15 protein-coding genes are annotated in these 16779 nt (G+C 63.8%); 7 read left to right on the plus strand and 8 right to left on the minus strand.

Annotated features, from left to right (window positions below; genetic code table 11):
• Position 1: 1 nt before the first annotated feature.
• Positions 2 to 895, minus strand: coding sequence for a peptide chain release factor N(5)-glutamine methyltransferase (prmC, locus tag B0919_RS02130; protein ID WP_078010538.1), 894 nt, complete (start codon positions 893 to 895; stop codon positions 2 to 4).
• A 220-nt stretch (positions 896 to 1115) separates the two neighbouring features.
• On the opposite strand from prmC, the gene ribD reads away from it, so the two are divergent.
• The 4 genes from ribD (at position 1116) to B0919_RS02150 (ending at position 4862) form a co-directional block, all read left to right on the plus strand.
• A complete protein-coding gene (ribD, locus tag B0919_RS02135; protein ID WP_254846449.1) occupies positions 1116 to 2165 on the plus strand; it encodes a bifunctional diaminohydroxyphosphoribosylaminopyrimidine deaminase/5-amino-6-(5-phosphoribosylamino)uracil reductase RibD in 1050 nt (349 codons plus the stop codon).
• Positions 2166 to 2306: 141 nt separating this feature from the next.
• Entirely contained in the window at positions 2307 to 2789 is a 483-nt protein-coding gene (locus B0919_RS02140; protein WP_078010540.1) for a GAF domain-containing protein, read from the plus strand.
• A gap of 92 nt (positions 2790 to 2881) precedes the next feature.
• Positions 2882 to 3574 (plus strand): hypothetical protein, encoded by a 693-nt coding sequence (locus B0919_RS02145; protein WP_078010541.1) that lies wholly within the window; start codon positions 2882 to 2884, stop codon positions 3572 to 3574.
• Between the two features lie 115 nt (positions 3575 to 3689).
• Entirely contained in the window at positions 3690 to 4862 is a 1173-nt protein-coding gene (locus B0919_RS02150) for a glutathionylspermidine synthase family protein (protein ID WP_078010542.1), read from the plus strand.
• A gap of 15 nt (positions 4863 to 4877) precedes the next feature.
• Here the strand turns inward: B0919_RS02150 and B0919_RS02155 are convergent, their stop codons facing one another.
• The 5 genes from B0919_RS02155 to B0919_RS02175 form a co-directional block, all read right to left on the minus strand.
• Positions 4878 to 5555, minus strand: a complete 678-nt coding sequence (locus tag B0919_RS02155; RefSeq protein WP_078010543.1) for a hypothetical protein — start codon at positions 5553 to 5555, stop codon at positions 4878 to 4880.
• A gap of 63 nt (positions 5556 to 5618) precedes the next feature.
• The gene (locus B0919_RS02160; RefSeq protein WP_078010544.1) at positions 5619 to 6299 is read right to left on the minus strand and encodes a phosphatidylserine decarboxylase family protein; all 681 of its coding nucleotides are present in this window, start codon (positions 6297 to 6299) and stop codon (positions 5619 to 5621) included.
• 212 nt (positions 6300 to 6511) lie between these two features.
• Positions 6512 to 7801, minus strand: coding sequence for a Glu/Leu/Phe/Val family dehydrogenase (locus B0919_RS02165; RefSeq protein ID WP_078010545.1), 1290 nt, complete (start codon positions 7799 to 7801; stop codon positions 6512 to 6514).
• 575 nt (positions 7802 to 8376) lie between these two features.
• Positions 8377 to 9318, minus strand: a complete 942-nt coding sequence (locus tag B0919_RS02170; protein ID WP_078010546.1) for a phosphatidate cytidylyltransferase — start codon at positions 9316 to 9318, stop codon at positions 8377 to 8379.
• A 46-nt stretch (positions 9319 to 9364) separates the two neighbouring features.
• Positions 9365 to 10420, minus strand: coding sequence for a CPBP family intramembrane glutamic endopeptidase (locus tag B0919_RS02175; protein ID WP_078010547.1), 1056 nt, complete (start codon positions 10418 to 10420; stop codon positions 9365 to 9367).
• Positions 10421 to 10658: 238 nt separating this feature from the next.
• Here B0919_RS02175 and dusB point away from each other — a divergent pair, with 238 nt between their 5' ends.
• Both dusB and B0919_RS02185 read left to right on the plus strand, forming a co-directional pair.
• The gene (dusB, locus tag B0919_RS02180) at positions 10659 to 11645 is read left to right on the plus strand and encodes a tRNA dihydrouridine synthase DusB (protein WP_078010548.1); all 987 of its coding nucleotides are present in this window, start codon (positions 10659 to 10661) and stop codon (positions 11643 to 11645) included.
• 16 nt (positions 11646 to 11661) lie between these two features.
• On the plus strand, positions 11662 to 12714 hold the full coding sequence (locus B0919_RS02185) for a hypothetical protein (protein WP_078010549.1): 1053 nt from the start codon (positions 11662 to 11664) through the stop codon (positions 12712 to 12714).
• 267 nt (positions 12715 to 12981) lie between these two features.
• Here the strand turns inward: B0919_RS02185 and B0919_RS02190 are convergent, their stop codons facing one another.
• On the minus strand, positions 12982 to 14844 hold the full coding sequence (locus tag B0919_RS02190; RefSeq protein WP_078010550.1) for a M1 family metallopeptidase: 1863 nt from the start codon (positions 14842 to 14844) through the stop codon (positions 12982 to 12984).
• A gap of 141 nt (positions 14845 to 14985) precedes the next feature.
• On the opposite strand from B0919_RS02190, the gene B0919_RS02195 reads away from it, so the two are divergent.
• Positions 14986 to 15954 carry a DMT family transporter gene (locus B0919_RS02195; RefSeq protein ID WP_078010552.1) on the plus strand — a complete coding sequence of 323 codons (969 nt, stop codon included), beginning with the start codon at positions 14986 to 14988 and terminating at the stop codon, positions 15952 to 15954.
• A 194-nt stretch (positions 15955 to 16148) separates the two neighbouring features.
• Here B0919_RS02195 and B0919_RS02200 read toward each other — a convergent pair whose 3' ends face one another.
• Positions 16149 to 16748 carry a hypothetical protein gene (locus B0919_RS02200; RefSeq protein WP_078010553.1) on the minus strand — a complete coding sequence of 200 codons (600 nt, stop codon included), beginning with the start codon at positions 16746 to 16748 and terminating at the stop codon, positions 16149 to 16151.
• Between the last annotated feature and the right edge of the window lie 31 nt (positions 16749 to 16779).

Consider the following 16779-nt stretch of genomic DNA (forward strand, 5'->3'; position numbering starts at 1 on the left):
CTTAGACGCCATCGGGTTGGACGGGGCTACTGTGCCCGGGCCAGGTGGCGCGCACCATGCGTGCCCGTCCGCTTAGGTCGGGTAGCGCCCGGGCCGCTACGTAGCCGTGCGCCGTGAGCAGAGCTATGGTTTCCGTGGGCAGCGCCTCGTTGATTTCGAAGTAAATAGCGCCGCCCGGCGCCAGCAGCGTGGTGCCCAGCCCGGCAATGCGGCGGTAGAACAGCAGTGGGTCGTCATCGGCCACAAACAGGGCGGTGTGCGGCTCATATTCGAGTACGTTGGGGCGCATCAAGGCCTGCTCGGAGGCCCGCACGTAGGGCGGATTGCTCACCAGCACGTCGAGGGAGGCTGCCCCGAGGCCGGGCGGCCCCTCGCGCAGGATATTGGCCTGCAGCCACTGCACCTGCGGGGCGTAGCGCTGACCGTTGCGGCGGGCCACGGCCAAGGCTTCAGCTGAAATATCCAAGCCGTGCACCTGGCTGTCAGGAAGCTGGCGCGCCAAAGCAATGGGAATGCAGCCCGAACCGGTGCCCACATCGAGGACGCGCAGACCGCGGCGGCCGGCCTGCTCGCGGGCTATCAACTCGACCAGTTCCTCGGTTTCGGGCCGCGGAATAAGCGTAGCGGGCGTTACTTCCAGCTCCAGGTCGAGGAAGGTGGCCGTGCCCAGCACGTACTGCACGGGCTCGTGGCGCAGCAGGCGCGGCAGCAGGGCCGCCACGCGTGGGGCCACGGCGGGCTCAACGGGCTCGGCGGCGCGCATCCGCCGCTGCAGGCCGTCGAGCTGCAGCAGGTGCTCCACCAGCCACGCAGCCACGCTGGCGGCTTCGGGCGCGGGGTACACGGCCTGCAGGTCGCGGGTAAGCTGGTCGGTGAGCTGGCGAATGGTAACCACGGGTGCGGACGGATGCGGAAACAAGTAAAACGGATGGCTAACGCCTTGGCAGCCGAATGGGGCGGGGAATAGTATGTTTACTGTCAGGACTGGCTAGTCCCGTTCCACTTTCCTTCGGCAAAAGTACACGGCCGCCGCTGCCCTATAGCCTGCGCAGTACGTTTGCTCGTTTACGGCTTGTTTCGCCCTCCCGTCATCCGCTATGGTATCCGTTTCTCCTGTGGTTACTGACTTTACCACCCACGAGCACCTGATGATGCGCCGCGCCCTGGATTTGGCGGTGCTCGGTGCCCACACCGCCCGGCCCAACCCCATGGTGGGCTGCGTGGTGACGGATGCTGCTGGCCGCGTGGTGGGCGAAGGCTGGCACGAGCAGTACGGCGAGCCGCACGCCGAAGTCAACGCGCTGGCGGCCGTGCCCGCCGAGGTGGACCTGGGCCAGTGCCGGGTGTACGTCACGCTGGAGCCCTGCTCCCACTTCGGCAAGACCCCGCCCTGCGCCGACCTGCTCATTGCCCGGGGCGTGGGCGAGGTCATCGTGTGCAACGACGACCCCAATCCGCTGGTGGCGGGCCGCGGCTATGCCAAGCTGCGCGAAGCGGGCATACCCGTGCGCACCGGCTTGCTGAGCGCAGAAGGCCGGCGGCTGAACCGGCGGTTTTTCACCGTGCAGGAGCTGGGCCGCCCGTACCTGATTCTGAAGTGGGCCGAGTCGCGCGACGGCTTCGTGGCCGGGCCCAGCGGGCAGCCGGTGGCCATCAGCGGGCCGGCAGCCAAGATGCTGGTGCACCGCTGGCGCACCGAGGAGCAGGCCATCATGGTGGGCACGCACACGGCCCTCAACGACAACCCGCAGCTGAACGTGCGCGAGTGGCCCGGCCCCAACCCGCTGCGCCTAGTCATCGACCGCGGCCTGACGCTGCCGGCCACCCACAACCTGCTCGACGGCGCGCAGCCCACCGTGGTATACACCAACGGCCAGCGCGAAAACCAGCCGAACCTGAGCTACGTGACCGTGCCCGCGCAGACCGATATGCTCCCGGCCATCCTCGACGACCTCAACGCCCGCCGCGTGCAATCGGTGCTGGTGGAAGGCGGCCCGGCCCTGCACACCATGCTGCTCGAAGCCGGCCTGTGGGACGAAATCCGGGTGCTGCGCAGTACGGAGGTGCGCATCGGGGCGGGCGGCGTGGTGGCCCCGCCGCTGAGCCTGACGGGCCTGCGCGAGCATCACCGCATCGGGCAGGACGAGCTGTTTGTATTTGGCTGAGACAAGTGGTGAAGTTGTGAGGTTGTGAAAGTGCGAAGGGCATGCGTTAGGCTGCTTTTGCCGCAGGCTCGCACCTTCCAGCTGTAATTTTGTTTATAGCTCAATTCACCACTGCGCCTTTCACAATTTCATCTTTGCCTCATGGCCGAAGACCTTCTCATTGACCGCACGCTTTCCAAAGCCCAGCAATACCAAGCCCTGCTCCCGCAAATCGAGGCCCTGACCACGGGCGAAGACGACCAGGTAGCCAACCTCGCTAATGCCATGGCGGCGCTGAAAGAGGCCTTCGGGTTTTTCTGGGTAGGCGTGTACGCCGTAAAAAACGGCGAATTGGTACTCGGTCCGTTCCAAGGGCCGGTGGCCTGCACCCGCATCCGCCGCGGCAAGGGCGTATGTGGCGCCGCCTGGGAGCAAGCCCGCACCTTGCTGGTGCCCGATGTGGAGCGGTTTCCGGGACACATTGCCTGCAGCTCCCTGTCGCAATCGGAAATCGTGGTGCCCATCCTCAAGGACGGCGAGGTAGTAGCCGTGCTCGACGTGGACAGCGACCAGCTCAACGACTTTGACGAGACGGACCAGCACTACCTGGAGCAGCTGTGCCAGCGGATGGCGCAGTGGTTCTAGCTCATCATTCGCCCCGGAGCCGGCTCTTTCGTTATAGGCGTCAACGGGCACTGCCGGAGTTATTCCGGCAAAAATCTTTATTTGTCTGCGCTATGAACAAACCCTTCTACCGCCTCGGCGACTGGCGCCGCAACGTACTGCTGCTGGCCGCCGCAGCCAGCTTGGGCCTGGCCATCCTGCCGGCTTGCTCTTCCGACAACGGCCGCCGCGACACCGACGAAGCCACCGCCGACTGGAGCGGCGAGAGTTACAGCCAGGGCGTCATCACGGAAATGACGGAGGTGCAGCCCGGCCAGTGGAAAATTACGGCTGAGCGCCCGGCCGGCAAGGAGGAAGTAGCCGCCATCCTGCACCACTTCGATGGCAAAACGGACACGCTGCAGGGCCAGGCCCTGCAGCGGCAAATGCAGGACTACAGCCGGCGCTACCCCGAAAACCGCGTGGGCAGCACCGGCCTGATGGACGTGCTCATGTGGAGCAGCATCGGCTACATGGCCGGGCGCTTCCTCACGCCCAACCCCGGCTACTACGCCAATCCGGGCGTGATGCAAGGCAACTACGGCTGGCGCCAAAACATTGCCCGCGAGCGGCAAAACGAAGGCCGCGGCTTTTTCGGCCGGGGCTTCAGCGGCAGCCGCACCTCCCGCAACGCCGGCGTCCAGGAAAGCCCCACATACACGCGCAGCACGTCCTCGTCGCGCAGCACCTACCGCAGTACCGCGCCCAGCGGCCGCAGCAGTGGCTTTGGCAGCCGCAGCCGCGGGTTTGGTGGCTTCGGCGGCTAATTGCTTAGTGAAGAAGGAAGAATGAGGAAGGACAAATTGCAGCCATGAGCATAGGCTTCTTGGCCATGCCCTTTCGCCATTCTTTTTATTGCTTCCTCATGCTTCATTTCCCGATATGATTCGTTTGCTGCCCCTCTCGGGCGACGTTGAACCGGCCCTGCACCGCCTGGGCTGGGACTGGGCCATGGAAGACGCCTGCGCCACCTACCTGGCCCGCGAAGCCGTGGTGCTCACCGAAGCCGCGGCCGAGGAGCTGCTGCAAGCTGCCGATTCGCTCTACGAAATGTACGTTCAGGCCGTGCCCGACTCCATGCCGGATGATTTCCTGCAGCAGTTGGGCATTCCGCAGAATCTGTGGCAGGCCGTGCGCCACACCTGGAACGACGAGCGGCACTGGCACCTTTACGGCCGCTTCGACCTGGCCGCCACCGCCGAGGGGCCTAAGCTGGTGGAGTTCAACGCCGATACAGCCACCAGCCTGCCCGAAACGGCCGTGGTGCAGTGGGCCAGCCTGATGGCCGCCGGCCGCCCCGAGGACCAGCAACAGGCCAACGGCCTATTCGAAGGGCTGGAGCTGCAGTTGCGCGAGTGGCTGCAGCTCAACCCCGACCTCGAGCCCAGCCTGCTGCTCGTGCACCTGCCCGACAGCGAGGAAGATGAAACCAACTGCACCGTGGTGGCCGAAGCCGCCCGCGCCGCTGGCTTTGCCACGGCGCACGTGTGCTCCGTCGACGCCATGCAGGTGTCGCTCGACGGCGAGGACCGGGGCGCCTGGGCCGAAATAGCGCCCAACCAGTGGCAGCGCTTCGGCTTCGTGTTCAAGCTGGTGCCTTGGGAGCTGCTGGCCGAGGAAGAGCCCGAGCTGACCAACGACCTGACCCAGCTGCTGCTCAGCCGCGACCTGATCATTGCCAACCCGCCCTACAGCCTGATTTTTCAGAGCAAGGCCATGCTGGCGCGGCTCTGGGAAGTGTTTCCGCACCACCCGCTGCTGGCCGAAGCCAGCCTTACTGACCTGAATGGCCACTACGTGCGCAAGCCGCTGTTTGGCCGCGAGGGTCAGAGCCTGACGGAAATCGAAGCCGGCCAGGTGCGCCACGCCGAGCCCGGCGACTACGACGAGCAGCCCCAAGTACGCCAGCAGTGGCTGGACTTCCCCACCGATGCGCAGGGCCGCCGCTACCAGGCCGGCGTGTTCTGGGCCGGCGAGGCCTGCGCCATCGGCTTCCGCCGCGCCGAGGGCATCATCACCAACCTGTCGGAGTTCCTGCCGCACCTGCTGGAGTAGCAGCGTAGCTGGCTGTCAGCTGCGCCGCTGCCGAAACTTCTTACGATTCGGCGCGCCAGCGGGCGGGCCTGGGTCCGCGCTTTTCGGCTCTGGTGCCACCCCTGCCAGGGCTTGCGGCCGGGTATCGGTGTAGTAGATATAATCCTCTTGGGAAGAATAGGGCTGGTGCTCGAAGCGGATAAGCCCGGCCGTTAGCCAGCCCGCCACTTGCTCTGCTTCGTGTTGTACCGCTGGGTAGAAGCCCATTAAGTAAGCCTGCTTTTCTTCCGTGGGTAGGGCTTTCCACTCCCCACGCATTCCGCCCCAGCCGTAGTCAGCATCGGCTTCCAGCCCAAAACGCAGGCCCAGACCTTCCAGAAAGCGGCAGCCACGCCAATACCAGTCATAACAAGTGACCAGCGCGTCGAATACCGCATCTGGGGATGTCCGTGCGGCAATGGTGCGAAGCAAGCCGAGCAACTCCTCCCGTTGCAATTCACCCCAATCCACGTAGCGCTCCAACACCCATGCAATATCCGCTTGAGCGTCCGGGCTTGGGTATCTAATGCTGATTAGCTCTAGGTAATCGTCGGCCGACAGGTGCGCTTCCAGCTCGGGCGTGCGGTAGACCCACTGCTCGAAATCAGCAATGGGTAACTGCCCGGTCAACACCCGGACGAATACGTCGCTGATAAATGGCGGCAATGCTGGCATAGCAGTAAACAAAAAGCCCGGCAACGGGAAGTTGCCGGGCAGATAATATCGGGCTGAAGCGGCTTAGAACAAGCTGGCCGGCGGCGTTTTGAGCTGGGCAATGACTGTCTGGCCACCCTTCACTTTCTCGCCAATCTGCACTTTCACGTCGGTATCCACCGGCACGAATACGTCGACGCGCGAGCCGAACTTGATGAAGCCGAACTCTTCGCCCTGGCTTACTTCGTCGCCCTCGTTGACGTACCACACGATGCGGCGAGCCATGGCACCGGCAATCTGGCGGAACAGTACCTGCGGGCCGGCTTCGGTTTCCACTACCACCGTGGTGCGCTCGTTCTTGGTGCTGCTCTTCGGGTGCCACGCTACCAAGTACTTGCCGGGGTGGTACTTGAAGTACTTCACCGTGCCCGACACCGGGTTGCGGGTGATGTGCACGTTGATGGGCGACATGAAGATGCTGATCTGCTTGCGCACCCCGTCAAAGAACTCCGGCTCGTGCACGTCCTCAATCACAACCACCTTGCCGTCGGCCGGAGCAATAACGATGTCTTCGTGGGTGAGCAGGTTGCGGAAAGGGCTACGGAAAAACTGCAGCAGCAAGAGAAAGGCCACCACGGAAATGGCCGAAAACACGCGGTTGAAGCCCACGCCCTGCTCGTTGAATTGGTAGAGCAACAGGTTCACGGCCAGCAGGGCCAGCAGCGTGAAAAACAGGATACGGCGACCTTCTTTGTGGATCTTCATAAATCGCAGATTAGCGCTGATTGATCTGATAATACCGGTTCAGAGGGCAATCAGGCAAAACAAACGAGCGGCAAGGTAAGCGGGAGAAAACGGGAGGGAGCGGGTGGTATGGTTACAAAGATAGCCCGGGCCTTGCGACCCGGGCTATACTTAGCAGAAAGGATGACAAAGCTTGTATACGGAAATCCGCGCAACAAGCTTCGGCGGCGGGCTTAGAAGCTACCGCGGAACTTGTAGGTCTGGGCGACTTTGTCGATGGCTACCACGTAGGCGGCGATGCGCATCGGCACGTTGTATTTCTGGCTGGTGGCGTACACTTTCTCGAAGGCGTCGGACATGATGCGGTCGGCGCGCTCGGTCACCATTTCCTCGGTCCACTTGAAGCCCTGGCGGTTCTGCACCCACTCGAAGTAGGACACGGTCACGCCGCCGGAGTTGGCCAGGATGTCGGGCACCACCATGATGCCTTTCTCGTTGATGATGGGGTCGGCGGAGGCCGAGGTGGGGCCGTTGGCGCCTTCCACGATCAGGCGAGCCTTGATGTCGTGGGCGTTGTGCTCGGTGATGACGTCCTCCACGGCGGCGGGCACGAGCACGTCGACGGGCAGGGTGAGCAGGTCGTCGGCGTTGTCCATCAGCACGGCGCCGGTGTAGCCGTCGAGGCGGCCCTTATGGGCATTCTTATAGGCAATGGCTTCGTCGATGTTGATGCCGTTCTCGTTCCAGTAGGCACCCGATACGTCGCTGACGGCCTTGATCTTAACGCCTTGTTCGCAGAGCAGCTTGGCGGCCCAGGAGCCCACGTTGCCGAAGCCCTGCACGGCGGCCGAGGATTCTTCGGGCTTCATGCCCAGCTTGCGCATGGCGGCCAGGGCCGATACCATCACGCCGCGGCCGGTGGCCTCGGTGCGGCCCAGCGAGCCGCCCATTACCAGGGGCTTGCCCGTCACGACGGCCGGGGTGGTGGCGCCCACGGTCTTGGAGAATTCGTCCATCAGCCAGGCCATTTCGCGCGGGCCGGTGCCCATGTCGGGAGCCGGGATGTCGCGGTCGGGGCCGAACACGTCCTTCATAGCCAGCGTGTAAGCGCGGGTGAGGCGCTCAATTTCGCCGGCCGACATGGTGGTGGGGTCGCAGATGATGCCGCCCTTGGCACCGCCGTAGGGCAGGTCGACCACGGCGCACTTCCACGTCATCCAGGCGGCCAAGGCCTTCACCTCGTCGAGGTGCACGTTCTTATCGTAGCGGATGCCGCCTTTGGAGGGGCCCAGCACGGTGTTGTGCACCACGCGGTAACCTTCGAACACGCGCACTTCGCCGTTGTCCATGGTTACGGGGATGTGCACGATAACCTGCTTGTCCGCCGCTTTGAGCACGTTGTAGGTCGCGTCGTCGAGGCCGAGGATGTCGGCGGCCACGTTGAAGCGCGACATCATCGATTCGAGCGGGTTTTCGCGGTCCACCTTCGGGGCCGGCTCCTTGTAAACCGTGTTAGAGGCCATGCTGTTGGTCGGGTAAAAGGGATGGGGAATTGTGGGGGAATGCAGAAACAGCGCCGCCCGAAGCCAGCCGAGCAGCCGGACCAGCGGGCGTAAAAAGCGCGCCAAAGGTACTAGGATTCCCCAATACGGATATATACGGCTTACAGTCGTTAGGCAACGGCTAAAGTTGGGGTTTCAGCCGGTATAGTGGCGCCGACGAAGCGGTAGTTATCGTCGGAGAGCTGGTAGTTGGTGCCGGCGAAGTGGTAGTTAGCCGCGGCGAAGTGGTAGTTGGCCTCGGCGAAGCGGTAGTTGAATGCGACGAGACGGTAGTTACTGGCGGCGAGGTGGTAGAGCCCTGCGGCGAGGTGGTAGGAGGTGTCGACGAGCTGGTGGAGACGATCGGCGAGCCGGTGGGAAGGGTCGGTGAGGCGGTGGGAAGGTGCGGAAGAGCGGTGGAGGCGGGCGGCATGCTAGTGGCGCCTAACAACGCAGTGTTTTTAGCTTTAAATCTAGCCCTGGTCTTTCAACCACCCCTAGCCCCTCCTCATCTGAGGAGGGGAACTAACTCTAGCCTTTAGTCTCTGGGGCTTGGGCTACGTGCCGAACAGCAGTTGCAGGACTACCAGCACGGGCACGACGAAGAGAAAGGCATCGAAGCGGTCGAGCAGGCCGCCGTGGCCGGGCATGATGCGGCCGGAATCCTTCACTCCCACGCTACGCTTGAGCATGGATTCGGCTAAGTCTCCGAGCACGCCGAAGACGGATACGACAAGGGCTGCTACCAAGCGGGTGATGAGGGGCATTTCGGGAATGAGGTAGCCCAGGGCCCAGCCCACGGCCAGGGTGAGCAGGGTGCCGCCGATCCAGCCTTCCCAGGTTTTGCCGGGCGAGATGCTCAGGGCAAGCTTGTTACGGCCGAAGTTTTTGCCGGCAATGTAGGCCCCGGTATCGGCGGCCCAGACCATGAACAGCAGGCCGAAGATGCGGCGGTAGTCGTAGCCCTCGGGGCCGAAGGCCAGCACGTTGAGCCCGCTCATGGGCAGGGTGACGTAGAACAAGCCGAGCAGGGCCACGCCGACGTTGGGGAAGGGCGAAAAGGGCTGCTTCTCGCGCGGCCACCAGTACATTTCGCGCAGCAGCAGGATGATGGGCGCTAGGAAGCAGACCGCCAGGAATACCGGAATATAGGACCAAGCCAGCTCTTGCATATCCCGTGAACCCGGCGCCCGATGAGCATCTATCCGAATCAGGAACAAGCTGAAAAAGAGTACCAGGCTCATTACAACCCCAATCACAGCCGCCGGCTTGTAGTTCAGCTCCTTCATCATGCGGTAGAACTCCCACAGCATGCGGGCCTGCACCAGCCCGAAGAACAGGCCGAACGTCCAGCCACTATACCAGATAGAGCCCAGCAGCAGCACCGCGCCGACGACGCCGGAAATGATGCGCTGCCACATATTGGACATGCCCGGCGGCTTCTTCTGGGCGTCGGCGGATTCGGTGGCGGCGGGAGGCGGAGTAGCGGGCGTAGTCAAAGCGGGTGGAGGGCGCGAAGGAGCGGGTAATCGGGATAAGGGCAGCTTACGCTTTGGGCGAATCGGGGGCTTCTACGCCGTGGCCGGTGAGCGTGTGCCCTGCCACGGGCGGCACAGCGGCTGGCGTCTCGGCGCGCACCTGCACGCCGCGGGCGGTGAGCGTGTGCGCCTCGATGGGGGCTACGTAGCGTTGCTGGTAGAACCAGTAGAGCAGGCCGGCGGTGAGCAGCAAGGAGAGCAGCGCCCAGTGCCAGGGCAGGGATTCGTTGGAATCGGCGTCGAAGCTGATGGCGCCGCGCTGCTGCAGGTAAATCAGCAGCAGCTGGAAGGCATTCTGGGCAAAGTGCGCGGCCATGGACACGCGAATGTTACCGCTCCAGGCGAAGAGGTAACCCAGCACTACCCCCAGCAGCATGCGCGGAAAGAAGCCGAAGAACTGCACGTGGATGGCGCTGAACACGATGGCCGACAGCCACACGCCCCAGTGTACGGAGTGCGTCCAGCGGGCCAGCTGGCGCAGCACCACGCCCCGGAACGTCAGCTCCTCGGCAATGGCGGGAATGACGGCCACCACGATCAGGGCCACCAGGAAGCGGCTCGGGGTGTTGAAGCGCGTAAGGAAAGTAGTGAGCGTTTGGGCCTGGTCTTCGTAGAGGCGGGCGGCCCGCTCCCAGCTGTAGAGGGCCGGCGGCAGGTGCAGGTCGGCGTTCCAGGCAATGAGCACCGACATGGCCGGCACGCTCACGATAATCAGGGCCATGGCGGCCAGCAGCCACGGCGCGGTAGCCGGGCGCAGGGCGAGGTTGGCCGACGCGTCGTGGCGGAAGGCGGGCAGGCGCAGTAGGGCCAGTGCCCCGCCGCCGAAGCCGAAGAGCAGCGGCACGCCTTGCATAATCATCAGGATGCCCCAGCCCTCGGGCGTGGTCTGGGGGGCGGCAATGATGCCGGTGATGCGCATCAGCACCTGCGTGCCGTACACGGCGCCGATGAGCAGCATGGCCACGAAAAAGCCGATGCACATGCCCGCCACAATGAGCACCACCAGCAGCATCAGGGCGACGATGGGATGCGGGGTGTCTTGCGCGCGAGCGAAACCTTTCATGGGATTTTGGTATTGAGTACCGGGTAATGAGTAGGGAGTCGGGTAGCCCGGGCTTAGGGCAAGAATTTGACTGTCATGATTCTTGCCCGCAAGACTGACTATTCAGCACTTCTTACGCGCTACTTCCTTCTGTCGTAAATTTGCGCAAAATACGCTAACCAGGTACGTCGCGGTCGACGGACGTGCGTGGTTGGCCCGACGGGCGCGTTGCGCGCGCCTCTACATCCTTCCGCTTACCATGGTTCATATCCGCGACATTGCCCTGCCCGATTTCCCTTTGCTCCTCGCCCCGATGGAGGACGTGTCGGACCCGCCGTTCCGCGCCGTGTGCAAGCAGGGCGGGGCGGATCTGATGTACACGGAGTTCGTGTCGTCGGAAGGGCTGATTCGGGCGGCGGCCAAGAGCCGGCAGAAGCTGGACGTGTTCGACTACGAGCGGCCCATCGGCATTCAGCTCTTCGGCTCCGACGTGGACACCATGGGTGAGTGCGCCCGCATCAGCACCGTGGCCGGCCCCGACCTCATCGACATCAACTACGGCTGCCCGGTAAAGCAGGTGGCCTGTAAAGGTGCCGGCGCGGCCCTGCTGCGCGACATTCCGAAGATGGTGGCCATGACCGAGGCCGTGGTGAAAGCCACGCACCTGCCCGTGACGGTGAAAACCCGCCTGGGCTGGGACGAGTCGACCAAAAACGTGGAGGAAGTGGCCGAACGGCTTCAGGATATCGGCATCGAGGCGCTGACGGTGCACGGCCGCACGCGCGTGCAGATGTACAAGGGCGACGCCGACTGGCGCCTGATTGCCAAGATCAAGGAGAATTCGCGCATCCGCATCCCGATTTTCGGCAACGGCGACATCGACTCGCCGGAAAAAGCCGTGGAGTACAAGAACCGCTACGGCGTCGATGGCATCATGATCGGGCGCGCCTCCATCGGCTACCCCTGGATTTTCCGCGAAATCAAGCACTTCGTGGCCACCGGCGAAAAGCTAGCCCCGCCCACGCTGGAAGAGCGCGTGGCGGCCTGCGTGATGCACTTCGAGAAGAGCATCGAGTGGAAGGGACCGAAACTGGGCGTGTTCGAGATGCGCCGGCACTACGCGCACTACTTCAAGGGCCTGGTGGGCGCCAAGCAGTGGCGCACCCAGCTGGTGGAAGCCGGTACGCCCGACGAGGTGCGGGCTATCCTGGCGGACATTGCGCAGAGCGAGGCGGTGTACGCGTAGAGGGCGGTTCTTCGACATGATGCGCCGCACGCTATTCACGGGGCTGCTGCCGGGCTTGCTGCGCGGGGCAGCCCCGTTGGCTTCGTGGGCCCAGCAGCCGCAGGACCGCCTGCACGATTCCGTATTCGTGCGGCAGCACCGCATCCGGACGGTCACGGAGCTGTGGAGCCCCAGCCAGGAGGACCCGCAGCAGCTGACGGAGCAAACGACCACGCACTACTCCCCTACCGGCCGGTGGCTGAGCGCCGACGCCCCACACGAAAACGACCCGGCCTACGAAACCCGGGGGCCGCGCAGCACAGAAGTCTACGTGGAAGATGCGCAGGGCCGCACCGTGGCCATCGAGCACCACACCGATGAGGAGCTGGAGTCGGTGGAGCACTGGATTTACGGGCCGCAGAATAAGGTTATTCAGCGCTACGTCCACGAAACCGGGCTTTACGGCCATGAGCGTTGGTATTTTCTGGAAACGACGCACTACGACCTGCGCGGCAACGCCGTGGAGGGCGTGCACCACGAGGCCACCATGCTGGGCGGGCGGCTGTCGTTTCCAGCGCGCTGGCGGGCCAGCTACGACTACGCTGGGCGCCGCATTGCGACGGTGGAGTACGAAGAGCTGATTTATCCCCGGCGCCTCGATTCGACTTACTACAACGCCCAGGGCCAGATAACCCGGCAGGTGCGCTACCAGTACCAGCAGGGCCGGCCCTGGCTCGACGACATAGCGGTGCAGCAGTACGACGAAGCCGGCAGACTCCTGACGAGTATTACGGGCGAGAATGGTGGCTCCTTGCAGAAAATCCTGTATATGCGCTACCGCCCCGATGGTCAGCCGGCAGCCTCGGTCCAGTATTCGGGCCACCAGCTGCCCATTGGCCAGGGGCCGCAGCGCACCACCGACACCCTGCGTCTGGCCCGCGACTTTGCCCAGGAACACCACATCTACCGCTACAACCAGCGCGGACTGTTGGAGGAAATCAGCCGGTACAAGCACTCCGGCACCGGCCCCATCAATGAAGCATATGACCTGGTGTGGCGCAAGGTGTGGCGCTACACGTATTATCCGTAAAGCTGCCGTTACGCCCGAAGCGGCGCGGCGACACTGGCCGTCATTGCGAGAAGGTACGACATTCCGCGCATCAAGCGGCGTCAATCCTTCCTCTCGTGGCACCGCCGCCTCAATGCCTACTACCCAAAAACGATACTGCCCGAAGCCTCAGATGCAAGGCCTCGGGCAGTATCGTTTTTGGTTAATGCTTCTCGTGTCGTCGTGCCTTGGGAGGAAGGATTGCTTCGCTTTGCTCGCAATGACGGCCAGTACTGCCGCCGGCCTATGCTACCGCCGCCACACGTTGTCCTTCTCGGTGGCGTCCATGAACAGGCCACCTTGCAGAGCCACCGACTTCGCGGCTTTGGGCAGGGTGATGGTGGCCTGGCGCTGGTTGGCCTGCCACACGGCCGGCGACTGGTGCAGGGTGGCTTTCGAGCCGTCGGTGTACTCCACGGCCACGTCGAAGGGAATAGCGAAGCCGCCGACGTTCTGCACCGTGAGGGTGGTGCCATTCACCGCGCCCACGGCCAGGTCGATGTAGTTATTGGTAAAGAACCAGTTCTGGAAAAACCAGCTCAGGTCCTGGCCGGCGACGTTGTTCATGGTGTTGAAATAGTCCCAGGGAATGGGGTGCTTGCCGTGCCAGCGTTCCATGAACGCGTGCAGGCACTTCTTGAACAGCTCGTCGCCGAGCATGTCTTTCAGGGCCAGGTAGCTCAGCGAGGGTTTGCCGTAGGCGTTGTTGCCGTAGCCGGCCTTAAGCTCGCTGCTGGGCGTGATGATGGGCAAATCCTGAGTGGTGCTGGGGTCCTGGATGTAGCGCTGCACCCGGAACTGGCGATACAGTTCGTCGGCCGCGGCGCCGCGCTCGGCCCGGCCGATGAGCAGCTCAAACGTGGTGGCCCAGCCCTCGTCCATGTAGGCGTAGCGGCTCTCGTTGATGCCCATGTAGAAGGGGAAGTAAGTGTGCACGATTTCGTGGTCCTGCACAAACTGGGCGAACTTGGGGTCGTCCTGCGGGCTGTCGTTGACCATCATCGGGTACTCCATGTCGGCGAAGCCCTGGAAGGCCGTCATCGTGGGGTATGGGTAGGCCACGCCGGGCCAGTTTTTGGGGTCCGAAAACCAGCCCAGGGCGAACTGCCCGTTCTTCACGGACTCGCGAAAGTCCACGGTCTTTTCGGCGTAGGCGGCCTGCATGAGGGCGCGGCGCTTGGCTTTGGTGTCGACGATGACGCTGCCGGCGTCCCACACGTAATGGTCGCTCAGGCCGAAGGTGACGTCGGGCACCTCGCGGGCCGTGAAGACCCAGGTATTCAGGGCTTGCTGGGCCGTGACGTTCTTCTTGGCCAGCTCGGCCGCCGTGACGATGTGGCTGACCTCGTCGCTGGTCAGGGCCTTTTTCAGGCGCTTGGCGTAGGTGGGCTGCAATACTTTACCAGCGTTCTGCAGCACGCCGGTAGCCCACACGAGGTAGCCCGCTGGCACCCGCACGCGCAGGGTGTAGTCGTTGAAGTCGTTGTAGAACTCTTTGCTGTCGACGAAGGGCAGCCGGTCCCAGCCGTTGTAGTCGTCGTACACGGCCACGCGCGGGTAGCTGTAGGCCAGGAAGTACGTGGTGGGGTCAATCGTACCCTCGCGGCCGCTCTCCTCGGAAATATTGTAGTGCCACACCACCGAAAAGCGCACCGAATCGTGAGGCAGCAGCGGGCGGGGCAGGCGCACGGACTTGGCAGTAGCAGGGCCACGCCAGGCTTTGGGGTCCTGGGCCTGACCGGCCACCGCGAAGGAGTCGATTTGCACGCCCTCGGTGAGGTAGGCCGGCGAGGCGTCGCCGTCGCGGGCGGCGCCGGGCTGGTGAATATTGGCAATCAGCCGGAACACCACCTGCTTGAGGGTGTCGGGGCTGTTGTTGGTATACACGATTTGTTCGCGGCCGCGGATGTCGCGGGCGGGCGGGGCAGCCTGCACGGTGATGTCGTAGCGGGCGCGGTTTTGCCAGTAGCGCGGGCCGGGGCGGCCGTCGGGGGCGCGGGTGCCCTTGGCGTAGGCGGCTTTGATGTCGCGCGGCATGTACAGCGAAGACTGCGCAGCGGCCGGGCGTGCAAGGCCAGCGAACAGTAGCAGGGCAAGAAGAAGTCTAATCATAACGGGGAGACAGACAGGCCCGACGGGGCAGGCGTTGCACCTGATGATCATGTGCGGTACGGAATAGCGCGTCGTACCCGACATAACGGCCCGGCAGCCTGCCGCAACCGAACCGGCGGTTCTTCCGACCTTTGCAGCCTGATGCCTTCCACTCCTGCTTCCGCCCCCGCTGCCGCCGCAGCTCCCTCCTCGCCTACCGTGGCCGGCCCGCCCCCGCACCAGCCCACGCCGCTTTCGGCCTGGGTACTGCTCATCGTGCTGGCCTCCATCTGGGGCACGTCGTTTATCCTGATGAAGAAGGGTTTGGTGGTGTTTTCGGCGCTGGAGCTAGGCGCTACTCGCGTCACGGTGGCCTCGCTGCTGCTGCTGCCCTTTGCGCTGCGCCATGTGCGCCGGGTGGAGCGCAGCCGCTTCAAGTGGCTGCTGCTGAGCGGTGTGGTGGGCACGCTGATTCCGGCTTTCCTCTTCGCCTACGCCGAAACCAAACTGGCCTCGGGCCTGGCCGGCGTGCTCAACGCGCTGACGGTGGTGTTCACGCTGCTGGTGGGTGCGATGTTTTTTGGGCAGCGCATCACCTGGCTGCGGGCCCTGGGCATTGGCGCCGGCCTGCTGGGCACCATTGTCCTGATGGGCCTGGGCGGCAGCGGCGGCGAGGCTACCCCCTCCGGTGAAGGCAACGCTTGGTACGGGCTCTACATCGTGCTGGCCACGCTGGGCTACGGCCTGAGCGTCAACATCATTAAGCATCACTTCCACGGCATTCCGTCGGTGGCCGTGACGGGGCTGCTGCTCATGCTCATCGGCGGGCCGGCTGCGGCCTACCTGCTGCTCGGCACCGATTTTATCTACAAGCTGCAGCACGTGCCCGGTGCTTGGACGGCCTTCGGCTACATTGCCCTGCTGGCCACCATGAGCACGGCAGTGGCTATGGTCTTGTTCAACAAGCTCATCCAGCAGTCGACGGCGCTGTTTGCCGCTTCCAATACCTACCTGGTGCCCATTATGGCGTTGGCCTGGGGCCTGCTCGATGGCGAAATAATCAACGCGTGGCACCTGCTGGGCATGAGCATCATCCTGCTGAGCGTGTTCATCATCAACCGGGCTAAATAAATCACGGATTTAGACGGATTTTTCGGATTCCACGGATTTTAGCTTCGCTGACCTTCGGTTGTGGACGATTAAGCCACTGGCGTGCGGCGCCGGCCAGGCAAACTACTTGACCCAAAAGCTATTCGGCTCCCCCTCTCCCCGGAGAGGGGGCCGGGGGGTGAGGCGCCGACGTCAGCGTGGCCCTGCCTGTGTGGCTAGCGCATCGAGGCGCTGTGCTGGTAGGGCCATTCGTGGTAGCGCTGAGGCAGGCGTAGGCGGGCGGCGTGGCCGAGCAGGTAGGCTTGCACGCGGGTTAGCTCTTCGGCGTCGAGAATAGGTAGCTCGTGGGGGCTGGAGTGCCAGAAGTCAGCCTCGCGGGGCAGTTGGCCGCGCAAGATGCGGCGGGCCTGCTGGGCGGTGCGCTGGTGCAGCAGCTCCAGGGCTTTGTAGAGCGACAGGGCATGGCCGGCGGGCTGGTGCAGCACGGCATGCACGTGATTGAAGGTCAGCACGAAGCAGGGCACGTGTAGACCCTGTTCCTCCAGCATCAGCAGCTCGCCGGCCACGGCTTCGGCTATTTTCTCCTTTTCCAGGTAGGCACCGCCCACTTTGGCCGTGTCGAGCAAGGCATCGAACTCGGCGAAGAAGCGTTTGTCGGCGCGGCGGTGAGCGGCTTGGGCTTCTTCGGCGGTGGCAGCCGTGCGGGCGGCTTCCTGGGCGGCTACGCGCTGCTGTTGCAGCTCACGGCCGGCCCGGGCGGGGATGGAGCCGGCCAGCCGCAGGGTGAGCAAGATGGTTTCGCCGGGTGGGAGCATCGTTTTGGTGAGGGTTCCCGCAGAGGTTCGC

Source organism: Hymenobacter sp. CRA2 (assembly GCF_002007105.1).
GTDB lineage: Bacteria > Bacteroidota > Bacteroidia > Cytophagales > Hymenobacteraceae > Solirubrum.

Bases quoted from the DNA above. Each gene is read 5' to 3' on its own strand.
- B0919_RS02190 (WP_078010550.1), bottom strand. From the start codon at position 14,844: ATGATTAGACTTCTTCTTGCCCTGCTACTGTTCGCTGGCCTTGCACGC.
- dusB (WP_078010548.1), top strand. From the start codon at position 10,659: ATGGTTCATATCCGCGACATTGCCCTGCCCGATTTCCCTTTGCTCCTC.
- B0919_RS02200 (WP_078010553.1), bottom strand. From the start codon at position 16,748: ATGCTCCCACCCGGCGAAACCATCTTGCTCACCCTGCGGCTGGCCGGC.
- B0919_RS02150 (WP_078010542.1), top strand. From the start codon at position 3,690: ATGATTCGTTTGCTGCCCCTCTCGGGCGACGTTGAACCGGCCCTGCAC.
- B0919_RS02175 (WP_078010547.1), bottom strand. From the start codon at position 10,420: ATGAAAGGTTTCGCTCGCGCGCAAGACACCCCGCATCCCATCGTCGCC.
- B0919_RS02145 (WP_078010541.1), top strand. From the start codon at position 2,882: ATGAACAAACCCTTCTACCGCCTCGGCGACTGGCGCCGCAACGTACTG.
- B0919_RS02165 (WP_078010545.1), bottom strand. From the start codon at position 7,801: ATGGCCTCTAACACGGTTTACAAGGAGCCGGCCCCGAAGGTGGACCGC.
- B0919_RS02195 (WP_078010552.1), top strand. From the start codon at position 14,986: ATGCCTTCCACTCCTGCTTCCGCCCCCGCTGCCGCCGCAGCTCCCTCC.
- B0919_RS02140 (WP_078010540.1), top strand. From the start codon at position 2,307: ATGGCCGAAGACCTTCTCATTGACCGCACGCTTTCCAAAGCCCAGCAA.
- B0919_RS02160 (WP_078010544.1), bottom strand. From the start codon at position 6,299: ATGAAGATCCACAAAGAAGGTCGCCGTATCCTGTTTTTCACGCTGCTG.
- B0919_RS02155 (WP_078010543.1), bottom strand. From the start codon at position 5,555: ATGCCAGCATTGCCGCCATTTATCAGCGACGTATTCGTCCGGGTGTTG.
- B0919_RS02185 (WP_078010549.1), top strand. From the start codon at position 11,662: ATGATGCGCCGCACGCTATTCACGGGGCTGCTGCCGGGCTTGCTGCGC.